Annotated in this window: 18 protein-coding genes; 6 read left to right on the plus strand and 12 right to left on the minus strand. The window is 35.5% G+C overall.

What is annotated here, in order from left to right:
• Positions 1–71 precede the first annotated feature (71 nt).
• Entirely contained in the window at positions 72–2,003 is a 1,932-nt protein-coding gene (locus A1D18_RS05135) for an aconitate hydratase (RefSeq protein ID WP_071662730.1), read from the plus strand.
• A gap of 5 nt (positions 2,004–2,008) precedes the next feature.
• On the opposite strand, the gene A1D18_RS05140 is transcribed toward A1D18_RS05135, so the two are convergent.
• The 4 genes from A1D18_RS05140 to A1D18_RS05155 all read right to left on the minus strand — a co-directional run bounded on the left by A1D18_RS05140 (position 2,009) and on the right by A1D18_RS05155 (position 6,872).
• The gene (locus A1D18_RS05140) at positions 2,009–3,001 is read right to left on the minus strand and encodes an NAD(P)H-dependent glycerol-3-phosphate dehydrogenase (protein WP_071662731.1); all 993 of its coding nucleotides are present in this window, start codon (positions 2,999–3,001) and stop codon (positions 2,009–2,011) included.
• A 145-nt stretch (positions 3,002–3,146) separates the two neighbouring features.
• Positions 3,147–3,965 carry a prepilin peptidase gene (locus A1D18_RS05145; protein ID WP_071662732.1) on the minus strand — a complete coding sequence of 273 codons (819 nt, stop codon included), beginning with the start codon at positions 3,963–3,965 and terminating at the stop codon, positions 3,147–3,149.
• Positions 3,966–5,168, minus strand: a complete 1,203-nt coding sequence (locus A1D18_RS05150; RefSeq protein ID WP_071662733.1) for a type II secretion system F family protein — start codon at positions 5,166–5,168, stop codon at positions 3,966–3,968.
• Positions 5,169–5,177: 9 nt separating this feature from the next.
• Positions 5,178–6,872: a GspE/PulE family protein gene (locus A1D18_RS05155; protein ID WP_084028753.1), complete on the minus strand. Its 1,695-nt coding sequence runs from the start codon at positions 6,870–6,872 to the stop codon at positions 5,178–5,180.
• Positions 6,873–7,295: 423 nt separating this feature from the next.
• On the opposite strand from A1D18_RS05155, the gene A1D18_RS05160 reads away from it, so the two are divergent.
• Complete coding sequence (locus A1D18_RS05160; protein ID WP_071662734.1) at positions 7,296–8,018, plus strand: 4'-phosphopantetheinyl transferase family protein; 723 nt, start codon at positions 7,296–7,298, stop codon at positions 8,016–8,018.
• A 16-nt stretch (positions 8,019–8,034) separates the two neighbouring features.
• Here A1D18_RS05160 and A1D18_RS05165 read toward each other — a convergent pair whose 3' ends face one another.
• The gene (locus A1D18_RS05165) at positions 8,035–8,697 is read right to left on the minus strand and encodes a LexA family protein (protein WP_071662735.1); all 663 of its coding nucleotides are present in this window, start codon (positions 8,695–8,697) and stop codon (positions 8,035–8,037) included.
• A 134-nt stretch (positions 8,698–8,831) separates the two neighbouring features.
• Positions 8,832–10,100, minus strand: coding sequence for a 6-phosphofructokinase (locus A1D18_RS05170; RefSeq protein ID WP_071662736.1), 1,269 nt, complete (start codon positions 10,098–10,100; stop codon positions 8,832–8,834).
• A 197-nt stretch (positions 10,101–10,297) separates the two neighbouring features.
• On the opposite strand from A1D18_RS05170, the gene mpl reads away from it, so the two are divergent.
• From mpl to ribH, 4 genes are all read left to right on the plus strand, one after another.
• On the plus strand, positions 10,298–11,659 hold the full coding sequence (gene mpl, locus A1D18_RS05175) for a UDP-N-acetylmuramate:L-alanyl-gamma-D-glutamyl-meso-diaminopimelate ligase (protein WP_071662737.1): 1,362 nt from the start codon (positions 10,298–10,300) through the stop codon (positions 11,657–11,659).
• Positions 11,656–12,738 (plus strand): bifunctional diaminohydroxyphosphoribosylaminopyrimidine deaminase/5-amino-6-(5-phosphoribosylamino)uracil reductase RibD, encoded by a 1,083-nt coding sequence (ribD, locus tag A1D18_RS05180; protein ID WP_071662738.1) that lies wholly within the window; start codon positions 11,656–11,658, stop codon positions 12,736–12,738. Before mpl ends, ribD begins: the two co-directional genes overlap by 4 nt.
• 109 nt (positions 12,739–12,847) lie before the next feature.
• Positions 12,848–13,999, plus strand: a complete 1,152-nt coding sequence (ribA, locus tag A1D18_RS05185) for a GTP cyclohydrolase II (RefSeq protein WP_425429440.1) — start codon at positions 12,848–12,850, stop codon at positions 13,997–13,999.
• A 13-nt stretch (positions 14,000–14,012) separates the two neighbouring features.
• The gene (gene ribH / locus A1D18_RS05190; RefSeq protein WP_084028754.1) at positions 14,013–14,510 is read left to right on the plus strand and encodes a 6,7-dimethyl-8-ribityllumazine synthase; all 498 of its coding nucleotides are present in this window, start codon (positions 14,013–14,015) and stop codon (positions 14,508–14,510) included.
• 67 nt (positions 14,511–14,577) lie between these two features.
• Here ribH and A1D18_RS05195 read toward each other — a convergent pair whose 3' ends face one another.
• The 6 genes from A1D18_RS05195 to A1D18_RS05220 all read right to left on the minus strand — a co-directional run bounded on the left by A1D18_RS05195 (position 14,578) and on the right by A1D18_RS05220 (position 20,711).
• Positions 14,578–15,321 (minus strand): ferredoxin--NADP reductase, encoded by a 744-nt coding sequence (locus tag A1D18_RS05195; protein ID WP_071662740.1) that lies wholly within the window; start codon positions 15,319–15,321, stop codon positions 14,578–14,580.
• A gap of 100 nt (positions 15,322–15,421) precedes the next feature.
• Positions 15,422–17,119, minus strand: coding sequence for an SGNH/GDSL hydrolase family protein (locus A1D18_RS05200; protein ID WP_071662741.1), 1,698 nt, complete (start codon positions 17,117–17,119; stop codon positions 15,422–15,424).
• Between the two features lie 95 nt (positions 17,120–17,214).
• On the minus strand, positions 17,215–18,147 hold the full coding sequence (gene ribF, locus A1D18_RS05205; RefSeq protein ID WP_171910820.1) for a bifunctional riboflavin kinase/FAD synthetase: 933 nt from the start codon (positions 18,145–18,147) through the stop codon (positions 17,215–17,217).
• Positions 18,144–19,676: a murein biosynthesis integral membrane protein MurJ gene (murJ, locus tag A1D18_RS05210; RefSeq protein WP_071662742.1), complete on the minus strand. Its 1,533-nt coding sequence runs from the start codon at positions 19,674–19,676 to the stop codon at positions 18,144–18,146. Before murJ ends, ribF begins: the two co-directional genes overlap by 4 nt.
• Complete coding sequence (ruvX, locus tag A1D18_RS05215) at positions 19,673–20,092, minus strand: Holliday junction resolvase RuvX (protein ID WP_071662743.1); 420 nt, start codon at positions 20,090–20,092, stop codon at positions 19,673–19,675. The genes murJ and ruvX overlap by 4 nt, the downstream gene beginning before the upstream one ends.
• Positions 20,085–20,711 (minus strand): YqgE/AlgH family protein, encoded by a 627-nt coding sequence (locus A1D18_RS05220; RefSeq protein ID WP_245756785.1) that lies wholly within the window; start codon positions 20,709–20,711, stop codon positions 20,085–20,087. The genes ruvX and A1D18_RS05220 overlap by 8 nt, the downstream gene beginning before the upstream one ends.
• Between the last annotated feature and the right edge of the window lie 118 nt (positions 20,712–20,829).

A 20,829-nucleotide genomic window follows, 5' to 3' on the forward strand; every position in this document is an offset into this window, starting at 1 on the left:
TTTAAAACTTGTTAGAGCGATAGGAATCCTATCCCCAAATCAAACTCGGCCCATTAATTAGGAATTCTAGTATGGCACAAAATGTAACGCAAAAATTAATTAACTTACATAAGGTCGAAGGTGAAATGCAACCGGGTACAGAAATTGCCTTAAAAATAGACCAAACATTGTGCCAAGATGCCACAGGAACGATGGTGATGCTCGAATGTGAAGCAATGGGATTAAATCAGACTAAAGCAGAAATTTCAGTACAATACATTGATCATAACCTATTACAAACAGACTTTAAAAATGCAGATGACCATTTATTTTTACTTAGCGCTTGTAAAAAATTTGGTCTTTATTACAGCGGCCCAGGTAATGGTGTTAGCCATCCTGTGCATATGGAACGTTTTGGAAAACCAGGAAAAACCTTACTGGGCTCAGATAGCCATACCTGTGCGGCAGGATCTTTGGGCATGCTAGCCATTGGGGCAGGTGGATTAGAAGTTGCCATGGCTATTGCAGGACAACCCTTTCACGTCGCCATGCCGAAAGTTTGGGGCGTAAAATTAACCAATTCACTCCCGGACTGGATCAGCGCTAAAGATATCATTCTCGAATTATTACGTCGCCATGATGTGGATGGTGGAATAGGGAAAATTATTGAATATTATGGTCCTGGACTGAAACATTTATCTGCGATGGATCGTCATGTCATTGCCAACATGGGCGCGGAACTCGGTGCAACGACCAGTGTATTTCCATCGGATGCAATGACACGGGAATTCCTGAAATTACAACAACGTGAATCGGATTGGCAAGAAATTATTGCCGACAAAAATGCAAGTTATGATGAACAGGATGAAATCGATCTTTCCCAGCTTGAGCCTTTAATTGCATTACCTTCTAGCCCAGGAAAAGTAGTTCCTATCCAAGAAGTTGTCGGACGTCCTATCTACCAAACAATGATCGGTTCATCCGCCAATCCTGGACTAAGAGATTTTGCTGTTGCAGCAGAAATTGTCGCTGGAAGACAAATAGCACCGGGGGTTTCGTTTGATATAAACCCAACTTCGCGCCAAATTTTAGAAAATATGGTTGAACTAGGCATTTTAGAAAAATTAATTCGAGCTGGCGGCCGTATTCATCAAGCAGGATGTAATGGATGTATCGGAATGGGTCAGGCACCTGCTTCTGGAAAAATAAGTTTACGTACCGTACCAAGAAATTTTCCGGGTCGATCGGGAACAAAAGAAGACCAAGTCTATCTCTGTAGTCCAGAAATTGCCGCAGTGTCAGCTTTAACCGGAGTTATCACCGATCCTCGTTCTTTAAAAAATAAAGCTTATCCCCGTTTTAAAGAGCCGCAAAAAATTATTATTAATACAATGATGTTAGTGCCACCTTCTAAAAATCCTAACGAAGTAAAATTGACTAAAGGTCCTAATATCCAACCGTTGCCTATCCTTCCTCCTTTAGCCGATAACATTGAAGGGCCGGTTTTAATTAAAGTGGGTGATGATATTTCTACCGACACAATTCTACCGGCGGGTGCTAAAGTACTTCCTTTTCGGAGCAATATCCCTGGAATTAGTCAGTTTGTTTTTGATCAAATTGATCCCTCTTATCCAAAAAGAGCTTTAGAATATCAGAAGACCGGATCAATTATTGTTGGCGGTGAAAACTATGGACAAGGTTCCAGTCGGGAACATGCTGCTATTGCACCCCGTTATTTGGGTGTGCAAGCAGTGCTAGTGAAACAATTTGCGCGCATTCATAGACAAAATCTAGTTAACTTTGGAATCTTACCTCTGATTTTCAGCAACTCTGTTGATTATGACACAATTGACCAAGGTGATGTTTTATTAATTAAAGATATCCGTGAAACTATTCAGAAATCTGAGAAACTGATCGTTCATAATAAAACTAAAAATAAAAATTACACAGTTACTCACCCTTTAACTTCACGAGAATTAAAAGTATTATTAGCCGGCGGTCTCATTAATTGGATAAAACAATAAAGGTTTTACTGGAAATAATCTTTAAAAAGTGTTTTCGGTGATTTTTTTTCATACAAAATATGATACACGCCTTCACAAAACGGCGCTTTAACACCATATTTTTTTATTAAAAAGAAAATATTTTTTGCGGTATCATAACCTTCCGTAGTGCCAATTAATTTTTTAATTTCCTCCAAGCTTTCTCCTTGTCCCAAAGCTAAACCTAAACGGCGATTGCGAGATTGATTATCCGTGCAGGTTAATACCAGATCTCCAAGCCCCGACAGCCCTAAGAAAGTATCCTGCTTTGCACCTAATGTTAAACCTAGTTCAATCATTTCTGATAATCCGGAAGTAATCACCGCCGCTTTTGCATTAGCGCCAAACCCTAAGCCCTCTGTTATGCCGACAGCAATAGCCAATATATTTTTCATCGCACCACCAAGTTCTACACCCATAATATCTTGTGTCATTTCCACACGAAAATTTTTAGTCTGAAATCTTAGTAATAAGTCCTTTGCAAAATCATAATTTTCCGACGCAATGCAGACAGCCGTAGGCAAGCCCATAGCAACTTCCTTCGCAAAGCTAGGGCCTGATAGCACTGCCATTTCTATATCTCCCAGTACCTCTTGAACCACTTCATTTAATAATTGATGTTTTTCAGAATCTAAACCTTTACTTGCCCATAACAAGCGCTGATTAGTCTGCAAATAAGGCTGCATTTTCTTTAAAGTTGTATGAAAAGCGGCACTTGGCACAACAATTAAAATATCTTGCGTTTCGGACAGAACCGTTTGGTAATCATCCGAACAAGTAATATTAGAAGGAAAAATAATATCCGGCAAATAACGCTCGTTAGTTTTTTTAGTATTTATTTCCGCAACTTGTTGTTTTTCATAAGCCCATAAACGAACTGCTTGACCTTTACGAGCTAAGTGTATAGCTAGAGCACTTCCCCAAGCACCTGCGCCAATAATAGCAATGGATGGAAAAAGGCCCGATGATTTTATAGACATATGTTTTTCATTTATTCCCAAGTTTTTAAATATTAATTCTTACTCTACATAGCTTCATAATACGATGAAATAAGAAAGATAAAAAGCAAGTATTTAGTTTAAATAGTATTAAATATTATCAAGCAAACTGGCAAAATGCTCCCCTTTATAGATAGGGTTGGTATAATAGAACTAGCCAACCCGATAAAGCTAAATAAGGGCCAAAAGCTATTCCTTTTCGCAAGCTATCTTTATTGCATAGATATAGCACAACGCCGACCAATGACGCTGCAACAGCCGCTATAAACAGAATATAAGGTAAAGCTTTTATGCCTAACCAAGCACCTAATAAGGCAAAACATTTAAAATCCCCTTCCCCCATAGGCTCAATTTTAATCAGCCATTGATAGCATTTAGCGAGTAGGTAAAGAAAAAGATAAGCAAAACAAGCACCTAAAATAGCAACTTCTGGGGAAACAAAAAGCTGCTTTATGCTTGAAAGTAACCCACACCACAATAAAGGAAACGTTATAATGTCTGGTAATATGTTATGTTCAAAATCAATAAACGCTAAAATTAATAACCCCCAGGTTAAAATTAACGCTGCAAAGGTTTGTAAGCTTATTCCAAATCGTTCAATGACTATAAATGAGGCCACTAAAGTTAAAATCTCGATAAGCGGATAGCAAAAAGAAATTCTTACCTGACAGTAGGCACATCTTCTTTTTAGAAAGAAATAACTTAGTATGGGAATTTTTTGTAACACAGTTAAACATTCACGACAACTCGGGCAATGCGAAAAAGGTAAAAATATATTAAAATCTTCTTCATTTAAATGAGTCAAATTTTCTTGATTTAAGAACGCTTGCGAATCTTTCTCCCATTGTTTTTTTAAAATCAATGGCAAACGATATATCAATACGGTAAAGAAACTACCTAACAAAACACTAAAAAAAACAAAAATACCTATTAAAAAATATTCCATTTAAATAACACTTCCTAATTTGAAGATAGGCAAATACATAGCTATAACTAAACAAGCGACCATTAAACCTAAAATAATAATTAATACTGGCTCCAATAATACGGATAAGTTTTCTGAAAAAAAATTTATTTTTTCTTCATATAGATCGGCCGTATTATTTAATATTTCACTTAGACAATTAGCCATTTCTCCAATTTTAATAAGTTGCAACAGATCTAATGGAAACAATTTTTGTTGTGAAAAGGCTTGATAAAAACATTCACCCTCACGTATATGTTCACAGCTGATTAAAATAGCCGTTTTATAAACAAAATTACCCGATATTTCAGCAATAAGTTGCAGAGCATCGATTAATGGCAAACCCGCTGCAAGCGCAGTAGATAATGCACGTGTAATTCGAGCTATTATAATTTCTGAGAGAATTTTATTAACAATAGGAATTTTTAAATAATAGCTATCTATTTTATTATCGATAATCGAGTATTTTTTCTTTAAAAAAAAGAAAAAACTACCTGATATCAATAACGATAATCCGCAATAGATACTAATAAATCCTATATGTTTTGATAAATATACAACAATGCGCGTTATTAATGGTAATTGTGCCCCTACGTCTGAAAAAAATTGTTCAAACTGAGGAACTATGCCCACCAATAAAGCAATAAAAATAAAAATTGCCACTATTAAAACTACAAGAGGATAGACTAAGGCATTAATTATTTTTGCTTTTTGTTTCATGCTTTTTTCTTGATAATCGGCGATGCGATCAAACATTAATCCTAAAGTAGCAGTTTTTTCTCCTAATGCAATTAAGCTACAATGGAATTCACTAAAATAAAATTTATTTCCTTGCAACGCTTCACTTAAAGAAAAACCGTTTTCTAAGTCAGCGATTAATTTTTGTAAATATTCATGTAGTGCCGTATTGCTGGTTGTGGTTTCTAGTAATTGCAAAATTTGCAACAATGGAATTCCCGCTTTTAATAAACGCGCTATCTGATGAGTAAAAACAAAAATCTCCTGCACCTTGACAGATCTAATAAATCGAATAGTCCAACGCGTATGAATATAGCTGATAAAAATACCTTGCTCTTGCAATTCTAAACGTAATTGAGCTTTACTTCGGAAAAATTCTTTACCTTTGCATGGTTTTCTTTTTTTAGTAATCCCTTTCCAAATATATATTTTAACAATACTTAACATAATGTATTTTTAATCTTTTATTATTCGTTTCATTTCTAACAAACTTATCTCACCTTGTTTAAGCTTTTCTAAAGCTGATAAATACAAAGTTTGCATTCCTTGTTTTTGTGCAAATTCTTTTATTTCTAATGCGTTATTTTTTTGTAAAATTATTTTTTTCATTTCCTCCGTAAGCGTTAAAATTTCAAAAATACCTGTACGACCTTTATATCCGTCTGTGCATTGCGAACATCCTCTTGCAGTGAAAATTTTAATATTAGGATCTGGTATTAAATTCAACTTAAACAAAAATTTTTCCGGTAATTGCTCTTCAATTTTGCATTGTGTACATAACCGTCTTACTAATCGCTGTGCAATAATTAAATTGACAGAAGCAACAATGTTGTAAGTAGGTATATTCATATTCTCTAAACGGATCAAACTCTCAATCGCGCTGTTAGTATGTAAAGTTGATAAAACGAGATGGCCTGTTTGTGCTGCCTTTATCCCTATTTCAGCTGTTTCCTGATCACGCATTTCGCCAACCATGATAATATCCGGATCTTGACGTAAAAATGCTCTTAGCACACAAGCAAAATTTAAACCTATGGCTGGATTTATGTTAACCTGATTGATTCCCGGCAAAATAATTTCTATAGGATTTTCAACAGTAGAGATATTAACTGTTGGTTTTTTTAAAAAACTTAATGCTGTGTAAAGCGTAATAGTTTTCCCGCTGCCAGTAGGTCCAGTCACTAAAATCATACCATGAGGACTTTTTAGGGCTGTTATAAATTCCCCTATTTGTTTTCTATTCATTCCTAATTTATCTATTTCTAGCAACATTTTGTTACTATCCAAAATTCTAATAACTAATTTTTCTCCGTGAATAGTGGGGCAGGTACTTAATCGGCAATCTACATTTCGACCATACCTATCTTTTACCTGAAAACGACCATCTTGTGGAATTCTTCGCTCAGCAATATCTAACTGAGACATGATTTTTAAACGGGTAATAACTCGTGGTATTAAATGTTTAGGTAAAACAACTATTGAATATAATAAACCATCGATACGAAAACGTATTTCTAATTGTTCTTGATAAGGTTCTATATGAATATCGGAAGCATTGCGTGTAATCGCATCGATCAAAAATTTATAGACATAATTTATAATTGTTAAATCATCACTGCTAGAATTATTAAACGATGAGTCAAGATTATTAATCTCCTTTAATTGCGCTTCTTTATCAGGATTTACACCTATAACACTACTAATGGTTTGTTTTTTTAAAGAAATGACTTTTTTTAATAGCGCTACTAATTTTTTTTCATCTGCAATCTTATATTCCAACATTAAGCCGGTAGTAAATCGAATAGTATCAAAAACTAATTGCTGTGTAGGATCAACCAAAACTAAACCCAATTTTTGTTTATCTTGCCATAAAGGTAATATTTGATATTTTTGTTGTAAATTTTTATCGATTAAACAACTGGGTATTTGCAATACATCGATAGTATCTAAGTCAATATATTCTAGAAAAAATTCTTTTGCTAAAAGCTGAGCTAAACAGGAAGAATCTATCTTTTTTGTTTGAATTAAATAAGTTATAAAAGAAACTTGCTGCTGCTTGGCATAAGCAATCATTTCTTCAATAAATTCTTTTTTTAAACCACAATCGAGTATTAAATGTTTTAAAAAATTATTGATGACAAACTTTTCCATTTTATTATCTACATGCAATCCAACCTTTATTTAGTATAACGCAAATTAAAGGTTAAATGTATTGACACATTATTTTTTTAATGTTTATATGGATACTACTAAGTTAATGAATACCTTGCTGGTAGAAGTTCTAGAGGTTAACAATAGAAATATTTAAAAAAAATAATAATTTCTATTTTTAGGAACTTACTTATTTTCTTATAGCTAATGCTTAGGAATTAATTAAATGCAAAATTTATATTATTGCGTTGATATATTCTCTAAGTTTTATAATGTAGGAAGTAGGAAATCCAGCAAGGTTTCTTATTTTTAGCTTGAATGGAATCTTTTTTTACCTCACTCTGGCTAAAATTTCACATTTTTAAATCCCTGAGATATATTAAAAAAATAAACTAATTCAATAAAAACCAGGATCTGATACTTATGGGCGGATTAAACCCACCTATTATTTATATTTGGCATACTAGGCTTGAAGTCCATGCAAAAAAATATACGCTCTTTCAAAGCTGGCTTTCTTCCGAGGAAAAAATACGGGCTGAAAAGCTAGCTACCCCTTATCGACAAAACTTTATTATTTCAAGAGGGGTGCTACGTGATTTATTAGCCTATTATTCTAATTACCCCCCCCAGGAGCTGAAATTAAGCTATTCACTTTCTGGTAAGCCCTTATTAATAAATCCTGAGCAACCCATAGAGTTTAACCTTTCTCATTCAAAAAATATCTTGGCTTATGCTTTTACGATTGACGCGCCTGTGGGTATTGATATTGAATATATAAGTCACAGAACGAATCTCGACAAAATCGCCTATCGTTTCTTCCCTGCGGATGAATATGATCGATTAAAATTATTAGAAGGTAAAAAAAAATTAAAGGCATTTTTTAATGCATGGGTAAAAACCGAAGTGTTAATAAAAGCCATGGGTAAAACCTTACAGACTCATCCCTATTCTCGATACAAACTATCCTTAGATCCTCAATTAAATCCTTTAATAGACATAAAAAAGAGTATAGATTCTCTTTATACTTTTTATAATTTATCCCTTTATCCTAATTTTGCAACGGCTGTTGCTGTAAAGGGCGATAGAAAACCTATCGTTATTAAAAAATATACCAAAACAATGTTTGCTCGCGTTAAAAGTAAATAATATTGATTACTCTTTATTAAAATTCCATGAGCATAAAACGCACTACACCACATGTCGTATCATCAGGTTGCATTTCTGTTAAAGGATAATGCTGGTTGAGAGCTTTCAGATAACGGCGATTGCCATCAATCACTAATTGTCTAAAAAGTAGTGTACTTCCAGGATCTTGCTTTATTTTAGCTAAGATAAAAGCCGCATTGTGTGCAACACAGTCGGTATCTAATACGATAATACAATTTTTTGGAAAACTTGGACCTTGAGCGGTTTCCATGCAATCATTTTCTACACGAAGTGCAAATGCATCCGAACTAAGGGGAATATTGGTGCTTAAATACTTTGAATAGGTTTTAGGTGAGATTTTTATAAAATGCAGAAAACGTTCTTTTGCCTCTTGGGGTGTCAATAAGGGCACCTGATAGTAAGGCTGATTATTTTCATAGTGATAAGCCCCTTCAGCTTCTTCAGCTGCATGCTCATGATCGAGCCATCCATGAGGTTTATTAAAAACTTTCTCAATATGGCTAGCCAATCGATCACCTATATTTTTAATCGGGCTATTGCCTATTAAATGACTAATTTGGCTTTGCGAACGATCCAAATGATCAGATAAATCAGTGATCCCACCTACTAAGCGAGCTAATTTCCGTAAATTTTTCCGTCTAATATCTTTTATATTCATGCCATAGCTTTATTAAAGTTTTATTGTTATGACCCATAGAGTAAACTTATACTTTGTTTAAAGTCCTATAAATGTCAAAAAAAGTAATATGTATGGTAATACATATTACCTTTTTAGATAAGTAGCGGCATAAATTATTTTAACTTAACAACAAAACTACCTAGTTTTTTCTTAACTTTTATCTTTTTCAGCTGTATATAATTTGGTAAACCTTTTTGATACGGAGGATAATCCTCCTCCTGAATTAATGGCAACAGATAATCACGACAGCGTTGTGTAATATGGAAACCCTCTTTAGTGATATACGCACGAGGTAATTTTCTTTCCTTATTAGCAACCGCAGCTAATTTTGCCTCTCCAATGCTCCATTGATAACGCTTGCTTGGCCCTCTAACAATAGTAGGCATGACCGCATTTTTTCCTTTAATAGCCAATTCAACAGCGGCTTTGCCTAAAGCATAGGCCTGTTTAACATCAACTCCAGCAGCAATATGTCGTGCCGAACGCTGCAAATAGTCAGGTAGCGCCCAATGATATTTATACCCTAACTTAGTTTTAACTAATTGCGCAATAACTGGAGCCGCGCCACCAAGCTGCTTATGGCCAAATGCATCAGTCGTACCTATTTCAGCTAAAAATTTTTGTGTAGAATCCTTAATCCCTTCTGCCAAAACAATAACACAAAAACCCCATTTTTTTACTGTTTTATCTACTTTCTGTAAAAATAAAGATTCGTTAAAGATTATTTCAGGAAATAAAATAATATGCGGCACATCTCCTTTTTTTTGCATAGCCAGCCCACTTGCTGCCGCTATCCAACCGGTATGTCGGCCCATTACTTCCATAATGAACACTTTAGTCGATGTTGCGTACATCGAAGCAACATCTAAACCCGCTTCTAGCGTAGAAATAGCGATATATTTTGCAACAGAACCAAAACCAGGGCAGTTATCGGTAATAGGAAGATCATTATCCACCGTTTTGGGGATACCTATGCAACTTAGGGGGTAACCTAGCGTTTGGCTGAGCAAATAAACTTTATGCGCTGTATCCTGTGAATCCCCGCCTCCATTATAAAAAAAATAACCAATATCATGCGCTTTAAAAACCTCCAATAAGCGTTCATATTCCGCACGATTATTCTCTAAACTTTTTAATTTATAACGACAAGAGCCAAATGCTCCCCCGGGTGTATAACGTAATCCAGCAATCGCTTTGCTGCTTTCTTTGCTGGTATCAATTAAATCTTCAGTTAAAGCGCCTATAATTCCATTACATCCCGCATAAACCTTTCCAATTTTATTTTTATAATGCCTAGCAGTTTCAATCACCCCACTGGCTGTTGCATTAATAACTGCCGTTACACCGCCTGATTGAGCATAAAACACATTTTTCTTTGACATCCTGCGTATTCTCCAGGTAACTTAAAGTTAAATATACTCACAGCAATTGGATTTTTGGCAAGTGCCGCGCTCGTGCAGCAATCTATGTGGTATAACATATACATGAGGATTGCGAGTTGAGCGGCAACACAGACAAAAATTCAAGTGCAAAGAGTATAATATACTTGAAACATTCACACTTTTTCTAGACTCACATCATGCGACTTCATATTTTAGGCATCTGCGGTACATTTATGGCAGGCATCGCTTTAATAGCCAAGCAAAAAAATTTGGACGTAACCGGCTCTGATGCGAATATCTATCCTCCGATGAGTATTCATTTGGCGGAACATAAAATTACAGTTTTTGAAGGCTATAATGAAAAAAATCTGTTACCTCACCCTAATTTAGTCATCATGGGAAATGCCATGACCCGTGGAAACCCGTGTGTGGAATATGTTTTAAATCAAAATATCCCTTATATTTCTGGTCCGCAATGGCTAGCGGAAAATGTTTTACACAAATATCATGTTTTAGCTGTTTCGGGTACACATGGGAAAACCACGGTATCGAGTTTATTAAGTTGGATATTAGAATATGCTGGCTTAAATCCTGGATTTTTAATTGGTGGTATCTCTAAAAATTTTGATAGTTCTGCCCGTTTAGGAAAAGAAGATTTTTTTGTCATTGAAGCAGATGAATATGATACGGCATTTTTTGACAAACGCTCGAAATTTATCCATTACCATCCTCAAACTTTGATTTTAAATAATCTTGAATTTGATCATGCTGATATTTTTCCAAACTTGAATGCGATTAAAATTCAATTTTCTTATTTACTGCGTACAGTACCCAGTCAGGGATTAATTATCTATCCAAAAAGTGATAAAAATTTACAAAATGTAATCTCATGGGGATGTTGGACCCCTATTGAATACACAGGAAATGAAGAAAATAAGGATGTAATTTGGCACACTAACTTGTTAAAAGCGGATGCTAGTCAATTTACTATTCATTATAAAAACATACTCCAAGGCGAAGTAAATTGGTCACTAATAGGTGATCATAATGCAGCAAATGCTATTATTGCAGTAGCTGCTGCACATCATGTCGGTGTTAATCCAAAAAAAGCGATTGCTGCATTGAATCAATTTCAAGGTATCAAACGCCGCTTAGAAATCTATAAAAAAATCAATGGCATCACTCTTTACGACGATTTTGCCCATCATCCTACTGCCATTGCTGCAACCCTTGCTGGTTTACGAAAAAAAATTGGAAATAAGCGCATCTTAGTTATTTTAGAATCCGGAACACACACCATGCGTTCGGGAATACATCAACAAACTTTAGGCCCCTCTTTACAAGAGGCAGATAAGGTATGGTTAATGCGACCAAAACAAGATTGGGGTATTGATAATGTGTTGCAAACGACATCCGTTCCTATTTTTATTTGTGATTCAGTCGCTGATATCATTAAAAAAGTAGCTAAAGAAGCGCATACTGCTGATCATATTGTGATTATGAGTAACTCTTCTTTTGATAACCTACATGAAAAGTTAGCTCAGACTTTAGACGCATGAATAATACTGCAGATCATTATCTCAAATTAGCTTTATCATTAGCAGAGATCCGCCGCGGTTTTTGTGCGCCAAATCCTTGTGTGGGCGCTATATTAATTAAAAACACACAGGTTATTGCTACGGGATATCACCAGAAAAGTGGCTCTGCTCATGCTGAAGTGGATGCCATCAATAAAGCTGACCCTTCTCTCGCCCAAGGTGCCACATTGTATGTCACTTTACAACCTTGTTGTCATACCGCTAAAAAAACTCCTCCTTGCACTGAGATGATTATAAAAAGCGGTATAGTGAAAGTCATTTATGGTTTTCGAGATCCTAACCCTGCTGTAAACAACCAGACTGACAAAATATTACAACATGCGGGAATTGAATGTATTCAGCATTCTGTCACTGCTATCGATAATTTTTATGCAAGCTATGAGTACTGGTGGAAATATAAAAGACCATTTACTACCGCAAAATTAGCTATGAGCTTAGATGGGAAAATTGCCGGTAAAAATGGAAAGCGTATTCAATTAACAGGCGATGCAGCGCAAGAGTTTACACATCAACGACGTAAACAAGCTGACGCCATTTTAACAACGGCAAAAACAATTTGCTTAGACAACCCCTTGTTAAATAGCCGTTTAGAGGATGGAGACTATAAAAAACCGCTTTATATTTTAGATACTCATCTGAGCATACCGATTTCAGCAAAAATTTTTAGTTCTGCAGAACCCATTACTATTTTCCATGACGTTAATTTAAGCAAACAATATCAGCAAAGACTACAACAACATGACATACGTTTAATTCCTATAAAAAGTGATAAAAATGGCCTAGATTTACTTGAGATACTGAAGCGAATTGGCAAAGATGGAAAAATAGACCTTTGGATAGAAGCTGGGGGCAAAATTTTTCAATCTTTCGTCCAAAATAACTTATTGCAGCGTGCTTTTATTTACGTGGCACCCCTATGGTTGGGAGAAAATGCCCAAATAGCTTTTACTTTATCTCATCCTTTAAAAGCAGCCATATCGATTAATTCGATTATTTTAGGTAAAGATACTTGTTTTGAGTTTAAATGGGAGGAAAAATAAGCGTATACTACTGTTTCAATTAAGCAATATAACAAAATACATACAAATGATAAAAGCCTCTACATTCCCAAATATCGACCGTGCTTTAAAAGACCTGCGTCTAGGTAAAATGATTGTTTTATTTGATCATGAGAACCGAGAAAATGAAGGTGACTTAGTCCTTGCTGCTGAAAAAGTGACGCCTGAAGCCATTAATTTTATGGCTCAATATGCACGTGGTTTAATCTGCTTAGCCTTAGTTGAACAAGATATTAAGCGTTTGCAAATCCCTATGATGGTAGAACACTCTACCAACCCTTTTAATACGGCCTTTACTGTGTCTATCGAGGCTGCAAAAGGAGTCACGACTGGCATCTCTGCCGCAGACCGAGCTCATACCATTCAAGTCGCTATCAACCCTGACAGTGAACCAAAAGACATCGTCATGCCAGGACATATTTTCCCTTTACGTGCTCGAAAAGGTGGTGTTTTAGAGCGTATGGGACAAACGGAAGGAAGCACTGACTTAACCCGTTTAGCTGGATTAAAGTCTGCAGCAGTTATCTGTGAAATTATGAATCCTGATGGCAGTATGGCGCGACTCCCTGACTTAGAGAGATTCGCCAAGCAACATCAACTCAGCTTATTATCAGTACGAGAGTTAATCCAATACCGTTTACAAACTGAATCTTTAGTCAAAGAAATCGCTTCTATTCGCTTACCCACCGAAGATTATGGTGATTTGACTATCAAATTGTTTGAAAGTTGTATGGACAAGCATCACCATTTAGCGATTATTAAAGAAAAGTCGGTAGCAGCCTATCAACCCACTTTAGTACGTATCCATTCAGAATGTTTTACCGGCGATCTCTTTGGCTCTACCCGCTGTGATTGTGGTTGGCAATTACATGAATCTTTAGCTCAAATTAGTCAACAAGGCGGTATTTTACTGTACTTACGTCAAGAGGGCCGAGGTATTGGTTTATTGAATAAACTTAAAGCGTATGCTTTACAAGATCAAGGCCTTGATACCGTCGAAGCAAACCAAGAATTAGGTTTTGGCAGTGATGATCGGAATTATTGGATAGGCGCGCAAATGCTGCAAAACTTGAAAATATTGCAGATAAAATTATTAACCAATAATCCCCAAAAAATCATTGACTTAGAACAATACGGAATTGAAGTCGTTGAACGCATTCCATTAATTGCCACACCTAACTCAACGAATCATGCCTATTTAAAAACTAAGCAAACCAAGCTCGGACATCTACTCAATTTATAAAAAGGAGCTACCTATGCAAAAAATAAAAGAAATCATTGCTAAACCTTTATATTTCAATCAACCAATTGATGAGTTTAATATTACTATTGTAGTCAGTCGCTTCAATCAAAGTATCACTGAAGAATTACTGAATGGTGCCTTACAACGATTAAAAGAATTAAATTTTCCTGAACCATGCATCACTATTGTCAGGGTTCCTGGGGCAGTAGAAATCGGTCTTGCAGCTCAGCAAATAGCTATTTCTGATGAAAATTGTTTAGCTATTATTTGTTTGGGCGCGGTTATCCGGGGTGAAACCGATCATTATGACTATGTTTGTCAGCAAGTAAGTTATGCTTGCCAAAAAATTGCTTTACAAGAATCTATACCGATTATTTTTGGCGTGCTAACCACTGACAGCGAAGAACAAGCACTAGCACGTATAGATGGAACCCGATGTCACAAAGGCCGTGCTGCAGTAGATTCAGCAATGGAAATGATCTCGGTTTTAGAACAAATCGAGGTAGACTAAATAGGACTCTTCGCACTTAAATTTTTGCCTATGTTTTAAGCAACTATTTATAGCTACTGTTACCTAATCAATTAGAGGAAATATATTTTTCACGTCGAATAATATCCGTAGGAAAAGCATAACTTTTAACTAAAAGTGTAAAAACCTCATCTACCATGTTGGGGTTACCGCACAAATACACAATATCTTGTTTAGCATTCGGTTTTATTTCACTAAAGGCATTCAACACATAGCCGGTATGCTCGTAACTCAAAGCCTCTTTTAATTTAACCCGACTATAATAAGCGTGAAATTCAAACCAAGCATTTTTTTCTGAAAATGCAATAAATTCATTGCGATATAATAAATCTTCCGGTCTACGCACACCAAATAACAAAATGACCTTAAAGCAGGGACGTAATTTAAAGCGGTGTTCTAATTCTGCTAACATCGTCCGATAGGGTGTAACGCCAGTACCCGTTGCTACCAACACATAACGCTCCGGCATCTCCTCTCGCAAAATGAGTCGGCCAAAAGGACCAGTCGCCGTGACTCTATCTCCGGGTTTTAATGTAAATAACAGCTCACTCGCAATACCTGCAGGGACATAAGAGGCGGCAAATTCAATTTTATTAGTCGCCTGATGGGTTTTATTAGCGATACTATAACTACGGCGCAGTGTTTTTTCTGCGGTAGGAATATGCAAGGTAATAAATTGTCCTGGAATAAACTCAAAGCTCTCACCCTCTTCATAGCGAAAAATGAAATGCTTGACGTCTGGAGCAATCTGCTCACTGGCCTCGAGGGTTAAATGAAATTCTTTTCGTGACATAGTCCGCGTAGTCTAATCAGCTAGGTAGGTTTCGTCAAAATATTTTATGCTAAAACGAGCTTTGATATCCGCCAAAAAGCAAATTTACTCGCTAAACGTATTATGGATACAGTAAAGAAGGTCCGGAATCTAAAGAACCGGGAGATTCTTCAAATTCATCTGAATTTAGCTTAGGCTTAACACCGATTGTTGAGTCATCCTTAAATTGTGTCTGATTCTTTATTAAATAATTAGCTTTAATATATTCAGTAATTTTTACTGCTAATAGTTCATGTAACCTTCTCGCTGGATGTAAGTCATCCCAAAAGATAGTATTTCTATTTAAGTAGTCTTTTTTAATAGCTCCTAATACTGAATTATTAATAGAAGTAAGTATAATTTCTTTATTAAATGATTTTTTATAGTGATCCACAACAGACTTAATAATATTAATAATCCAAAAATTGTGTATATCGTCCTTGTAAGCCAAGGTTATTATTTTACTTTCAGAAGGAAATTTTTTAATTTTTTCATTTAATTGATCTAAAGTCTCCTTTGAAAGATCAAATTTTTGTAACACAGGTTTAGAGTCATTTTTAATTAATTGACCATCTTTTATGATATAACTAAAAAATCGATTGTCGGCCTTTTTGATAATAACTGCATTTCCAGCAGTGATATTTCCTAATGACAATAAGTCGCTTTCTTGACCTTCACTTTCAGGTAAATAGTAAACAGCGCAGCCAGCGGTAAAACCATGAGCTTCCGGATTTTTCAAAATTTCATCCAGAATAGCTTCAATATTTATCATTTTTATATCGATATTTAATTTGGCTTGTTTCGTTACTTTATTAACAAATTCATCTAATTTACTTTCATCTACTTGGCTCCTACTAACTTCTCCCTCCTTAGAAAAAATTGCTAATTCTTCTTTAGTCAGAGTAATATTCGCTTTTTTAAATTTCTCATCGGATTTATTAATTATAAATTCCCTATTATTTTTAAAATAAATGGTTCTTTCTTTATTTTCGCCAACAATCACAATAGCTTTTTCTATATTTTTTATAGTTTCAGAGTCTAAACAATTTTTATCTTTAAATTGATAAACAGTACAACAATCAAAATTAACATATTGGCACTGATTAGCAAGTTCTTGTAATCTCTGATTATATAGCCGGCAAGCTAATTTCATTTTTGATTTTTCTTTTGCTGACTTGTGTGAAAAACGAGGTGTTTCACTAATATCCGGCAAACCAATAAGTAACAAATGCTTTAAATAGTTAGAACCTGTTTTCTCATTTCTATTGGTTAAGATTGCGATAGTATTAATAATTCCCTGAACTGCCCTTTCCACTCCTTCTGCATCATAGTATCCAAGCGTCACCAGATCATTAGCCCCTGCAAAAATAACTCCCAGCATACTAGAATTAATTATATTTATGATTTTCTCAGCTTGTTTCTGAATGTTTCCAAGAAAAAAACTTAAGATAAAACCTTTAAAATATTTAAAAAAACTTGTTATATTTCTGTAGTCATACGTAGTTGCTCCTCCTTCTGCTACATTTTTAAAATAGGTAGCTTTTTCTTGGGCAGACCAAGTTGCTTTTTCTTTTAAAATACTATTAAAAATGTTTCCAAATAGGTAAGCCCAAGTATGACCATTGGTGAAATTATTGTAATCTGAGTGATACAAAAACCATTTAAAAGGAAAACATCCGCATATAGTTTCATTATATTTTTTCTCTTCATCCGATAAGCTATCTCCCAGAGCAATAGCCCCAGTTATTACAAATTTATCTATCGATGGTGTATTTAACATACTGACTCTTATTATTTTTAAAACGGGATGAATTTCTGATAAGAAAGTATAATGAAAAGAGATTAAAGATTTATTAAATAATGAAAATTAATAGGCTAATTATTCATAAAATAATTTTTAGCGTGAGTCACATCTTTAGTAATTTGATGTTTAAGTGCTGTTAAATTATCGAATTTTTTTTCATCGCGTATTTTTTTTAAAAATTCTACTTCAATAAACCGGCCGTAGATATTTTGATCAAAATCAAATAAATAAACTTCTAATAAATTTCTCAAACCATTTACGGTTGGACGTTTACCTATATTAGCAACTCCGGCTAGTGGGGTTGATGCTAAACCATATACGTTGACAATAAACACACCTTGTAAAGGCAGGATCTGGCGATGCAATCCAATATTAGCCGTAGGAAAACCGATTAACCGTCCGCGTTGATCGCCATAGATAACACGGCCACTGAGTTTAAAGGAACGGCCTAATAGCAATGACGCTAATTTAAAATCAGCTTGCTTTACAGCCCTTCTTACGCGTGAACTACCTATGCGCTCATTTTCAAATAATACCGTTGGCGTAGAAAAAACTTTGAATCCATACTCCTGCCCTAATTTCTGCAGAAAAGAAAAATCTCCCTGACGTCCTCTTCCAAAACGAAAATCATCACCGATGATTAAGCCTTTTACACCCAATTTATCGATCAAAATTTTTTTAACAAACTCTTCTGCGCTGCATTCCGCTAAACGTTTATTAAAACGTAAACAAAGGACGCGATCGATAGTTAAAAATTGTAAAAATTTAATTTTTTCCCTTAACCGCATTAAGCGTGCGGGTGCTTGATCTCGATAAAAAAATTCTTGCGGGTGAGGTTCAAACAGTATCACGCAAATAGGTAGATCTAGCTGCTTACCTAATTTAATTAAAGCTTGAATAACCTTCTGATGCCCTTGATGTAATCCATCAAAATTACCAATAGTCGCGACACAAGTTTTATGTCTAGGTTTTATATTATGGCTATTGCAAATGAACTCTATCATGACTGGGCTTTTAAATCATGGTAACGCAAACCACCAAGCCATAGCATAGTAATATAAATAATAACAGAAGTAATACCCAGCAAGAAAATATGTGAAAAACGTTGTTGCCAGCCCCAATTTATCCAAACAGGAATAGCGGCTGCCGCCCAGTACAAAAATAAACCCAGTGCGCTATTAGCAAATAATAATCGCAATACAAACTTTAACCAACCCGATTGCCATTGAAAAACTTGACGGGCTTGTAAACCCCATAGTAACAAACCTGCATTTAACCAAGCCGACAACGAACTTGCCAATGCTAAACCAGCATGCTTTAGTGGAAAGATCAATAAAGCATTAAAAATCATATTTGCAATTAGCGCAATAATACCTATCCTCACTGGCGTTCTTATGTTTTGTTGCGCATAAAAAGCTGCTGCTAATACCTTAATCAACATGAAAGCTTGCAAACCTACGGAATAAGCAATCACACTACGCTGGGTCATAAAGACATCATGAATAGTAAATTTCCCATAATGAAAAAGTGTAACAATAAGCGGCCCTGATAAGATCAACATGGTTAACGAAGCAGGAACACCGATCAATAAATTACAACGTAAACCCCAGTTTAAGGTACTGGCAAACAATTCAGGAGATTTTGCTGCATGCTGACGAGAAAGATGCGGCAAAATCACCGTCATTAACGCCACACCAAACACACCTAGAGGAAAATAAGCAAGTCTATCGGAGTAATAAAGCCAAGTCACACTACCTGCAACTAAAAATGAAGCAAAAATTGTATTAAGTAATAAACTGATCTGCCCTATAGAGGAACCAAATAAAGCTGGCAACATAAGCTTTAATACTTTTTGTACACCCGGATCCCGCCATTTAAAACGCGGCTTTTTTAATAATTTTAGTCGATGGAGAAAAGGTAATTGAAAACCTAATTGTAGAAATCCTGCTAATAGCACACCCCATGCTTGAGCTTCAACAGGTACTTTAAAAAAACGCGTCACGCTAAACGCAGTCATGATTAAGGAGATATTTAATAATGCCGGCGTAAAAGCAGGCACCCAAAATTGCCCGTAACAATTTAAAGTCGCGCCGACTAAAGCCGTTAAAGAGATCAACATCAAATAGGGAAAGGTTATCCTTAACATATCTATCGCTAATTGAAAGCGATAAGGATCTAAGCCTGGCGCAAATAAACTAACCAAACCTTTACTTCCTAGAACACCTAGAATACAAATTCCTAATAAAATTACTCCTAATGTCCCTGCAATATACGCAATAAATTTTTGCACTTCTTCTTGTGAACGAGTTTGCTTATATTCAGATAAAGTGGGAATAAAAGCCATTGAGAAAGATCCTTCCGCAAATAATCCGCGCATGAAATTAGGAATTTTAAAAGCAATGTAAAAAGCATCAACGGCTGCCGTAGCACCAAAAATTCTAGCCGCCACCATATCGCGAACAAATCCTAAAATTCGCGAAATCAATGTCATGGAAGCAACAACGGAAGTTGACTTAAAAAGTGCCTTACTCATCGGTTTTCTAACCACATTTCAACGATTAATTGCGCCGCAATACTATCAATAGATTTTTTTCTCAAGGCCTTATATCCACCCACAGCAAAAAGTCGTGAACGCGCTTCAACGGTAGTCAGCCTTTCATCAATAGGGAACACCGGTATTTGAAAACGATTTTTTAGCTCCATCAAAAAATCTCGTGCTAAATGTGTTATCGGTTGTTCTGTTCCGTCCATATTTAAAGGAATGCCCACTACTAACACATCAGGAGACCAAACCTGCAATAACTGAGCAATTTCTTTCCAAGGTAGATTCCCTTTTTTTACACTTAAACTTGTCAAAGGTTGTGCTAAAGATGGCAAGGTTTGCCCTAGCGCCACACCAATATATTTAGATCCAAAATCAAATCCTATAACTGTCTTAATCTCAGGCATGACCACCCATATAAGCTAGTTTAGTAACATCAACACCTAAATAATTCATCGCTTTTAACCATCGTTGTTCGAAGGGAATATCAAACAATATATTAGGATTTGCCGGCAAAGTTAACCAAAAATTATTAACAATTTCTTGTTCCATTTGACCGGCTATCCAATTTGCATAACCTAATGAAAAAATAAACTTATCAGGCCCCTGCTGTTTAGCAATCGCGAGCAAAATATCCTTAGATGTCGTAACAGAAATTTCACTGCTCATTTTAAGGCTAGATTGCCACTCACCCACAGGTGCATGTATCACAAAACCACGTTCAGGATGAACAGGCCCTCCACATAGGATCGGAAAATCTTCTCCTGCAATGTTCTTAGCTGGCTCCTCTGTCTTACTATTCGTGATGTCTTGTAATATTTCTGAAAGATTAACTCGCAAGGATTGTAAAGGTAGATTAATCACTATCCCCACTGCCCCCTTTTCAGTATGCTCGCATACATACACCACAGAACGATTGAAATAGGCATCTGTTAAAATAGGCATAGCCACTAAAAAATAATTTGTAAAATAATGTGTCGTCTCTATCATTAACCCTTTCTCGACTAAAATCTGCTCGCTAATCATAGCATCTGCTTTCGTGTCCAACCTAGTCTTTAAGTTAGAATGATAACCCTCCTTATTCCTAACGTTAAGATCTGAGAAATATTGTCCATCATGATACGATACTAAGCGTTATCGCGTT

The organism is Candidatus Rickettsiella isopodorum (genome assembly GCF_001881495.1).
GTDB classification, from domain to species: Bacteria; Pseudomonadota; Gammaproteobacteria; order Diplorickettsiales; family Diplorickettsiaceae; genus Aquirickettsiella; species Aquirickettsiella isopodorum.

What these genes read in the sequence shown, in the direction of transcription:
- ribA (WP_425429440.1), top strand. Translation starts at nt 12,848, where the DNA reads ATGATTGTTTTATTTGATCATGAGAACCGAGAAAATGAAGGTGACTTA.
- mpl (WP_071662737.1), top strand. Translation starts at nt 10,298, where the DNA reads ATGCGACTTCATATTTTAGGCATCTGCGGTACATTTATGGCAGGCATC.
- ruvX (WP_071662743.1), bottom strand. Translation starts at nt 20,092, where the DNA reads ATGCCTGAGATTAAGACAGTTATAGGATTTGATTTTGGATCTAAATAT.
- A1D18_RS05220 (WP_245756785.1), bottom strand. Translation starts at nt 20,711, where the DNA reads ATGATTAGCGAGCAGATTTTAGTCGAGAAAGGGTTAATGATAGAGACG.
- A1D18_RS05135 (WP_071662730.1), top strand. Translation starts at nt 72, where the DNA reads ATGGCACAAAATGTAACGCAAAAATTAATTAACTTACATAAGGTCGAA.
- A1D18_RS05170 (WP_071662736.1), bottom strand. Translation starts at nt 10,100, where the DNA reads ATGTCAAAGAAAAATGTGTTTTATGCTCAATCAGGCGGTGTAACGGCA.
- A1D18_RS05160 (WP_071662734.1), top strand. Translation starts at nt 7,296, where the DNA reads ATGGGCGGATTAAACCCACCTATTATTTATATTTGGCATACTAGGCTT.
- murJ (WP_071662742.1), bottom strand. Translation starts at nt 19,676, where the DNA reads ATGAGTAAGGCACTTTTTAAGTCAACTTCCGTTGTTGCTTCCATGACA.
- A1D18_RS05165 (WP_071662735.1), bottom strand. Translation starts at nt 8,697, where the DNA reads ATGAATATAAAAGATATTAGACGGAAAAATTTACGGAAATTAGCTCGC.
- A1D18_RS05200 (WP_071662741.1), bottom strand. Translation starts at nt 17,119, where the DNA reads ATGTTAAATACACCATCGATAGATAAATTTGTAATAACTGGGGCTATT.
- ribH (WP_084028754.1), top strand. Translation starts at nt 14,013, where the DNA reads ATGCAAAAAATAAAAGAAATCATTGCTAAACCTTTATATTTCAATCAA.
- A1D18_RS05145 (WP_071662732.1), bottom strand. Translation starts at nt 3,965, where the DNA reads ATGGAATATTTTTTAATAGGTATTTTTGTTTTTTTTAGTGTTTTGTTA.
- ribD (WP_071662738.1), top strand. Translation starts at nt 11,656, where the DNA reads ATGAATAATACTGCAGATCATTATCTCAAATTAGCTTTATCATTAGCA.
- A1D18_RS05195 (WP_071662740.1), bottom strand. Translation starts at nt 15,321, where the DNA reads ATGTCACGAAAAGAATTTCATTTAACCCTCGAGGCCAGTGAGCAGATT.
- A1D18_RS05140 (WP_071662731.1), bottom strand. Translation starts at nt 3,001, where the DNA reads ATGTCTATAAAATCATCGGGCCTTTTTCCATCCATTGCTATTATTGGC.
- A1D18_RS05155 (WP_084028753.1), bottom strand. Translation starts at nt 6,872, where the DNA reads ATGGAAAAGTTTGTCATCAATAATTTTTTAAAACATTTAATACTCGAT.
- ribF (WP_171910820.1), bottom strand. Translation starts at nt 18,147, where the DNA reads ATGATAGAGTTCATTTGCAATAGCCATAATATAAAACCTAGACATAAA.
- A1D18_RS05150 (WP_071662733.1), bottom strand. Translation starts at nt 5,168, where the DNA reads ATGTTAAGTATTGTTAAAATATATATTTGGAAAGGGATTACTAAAAAA.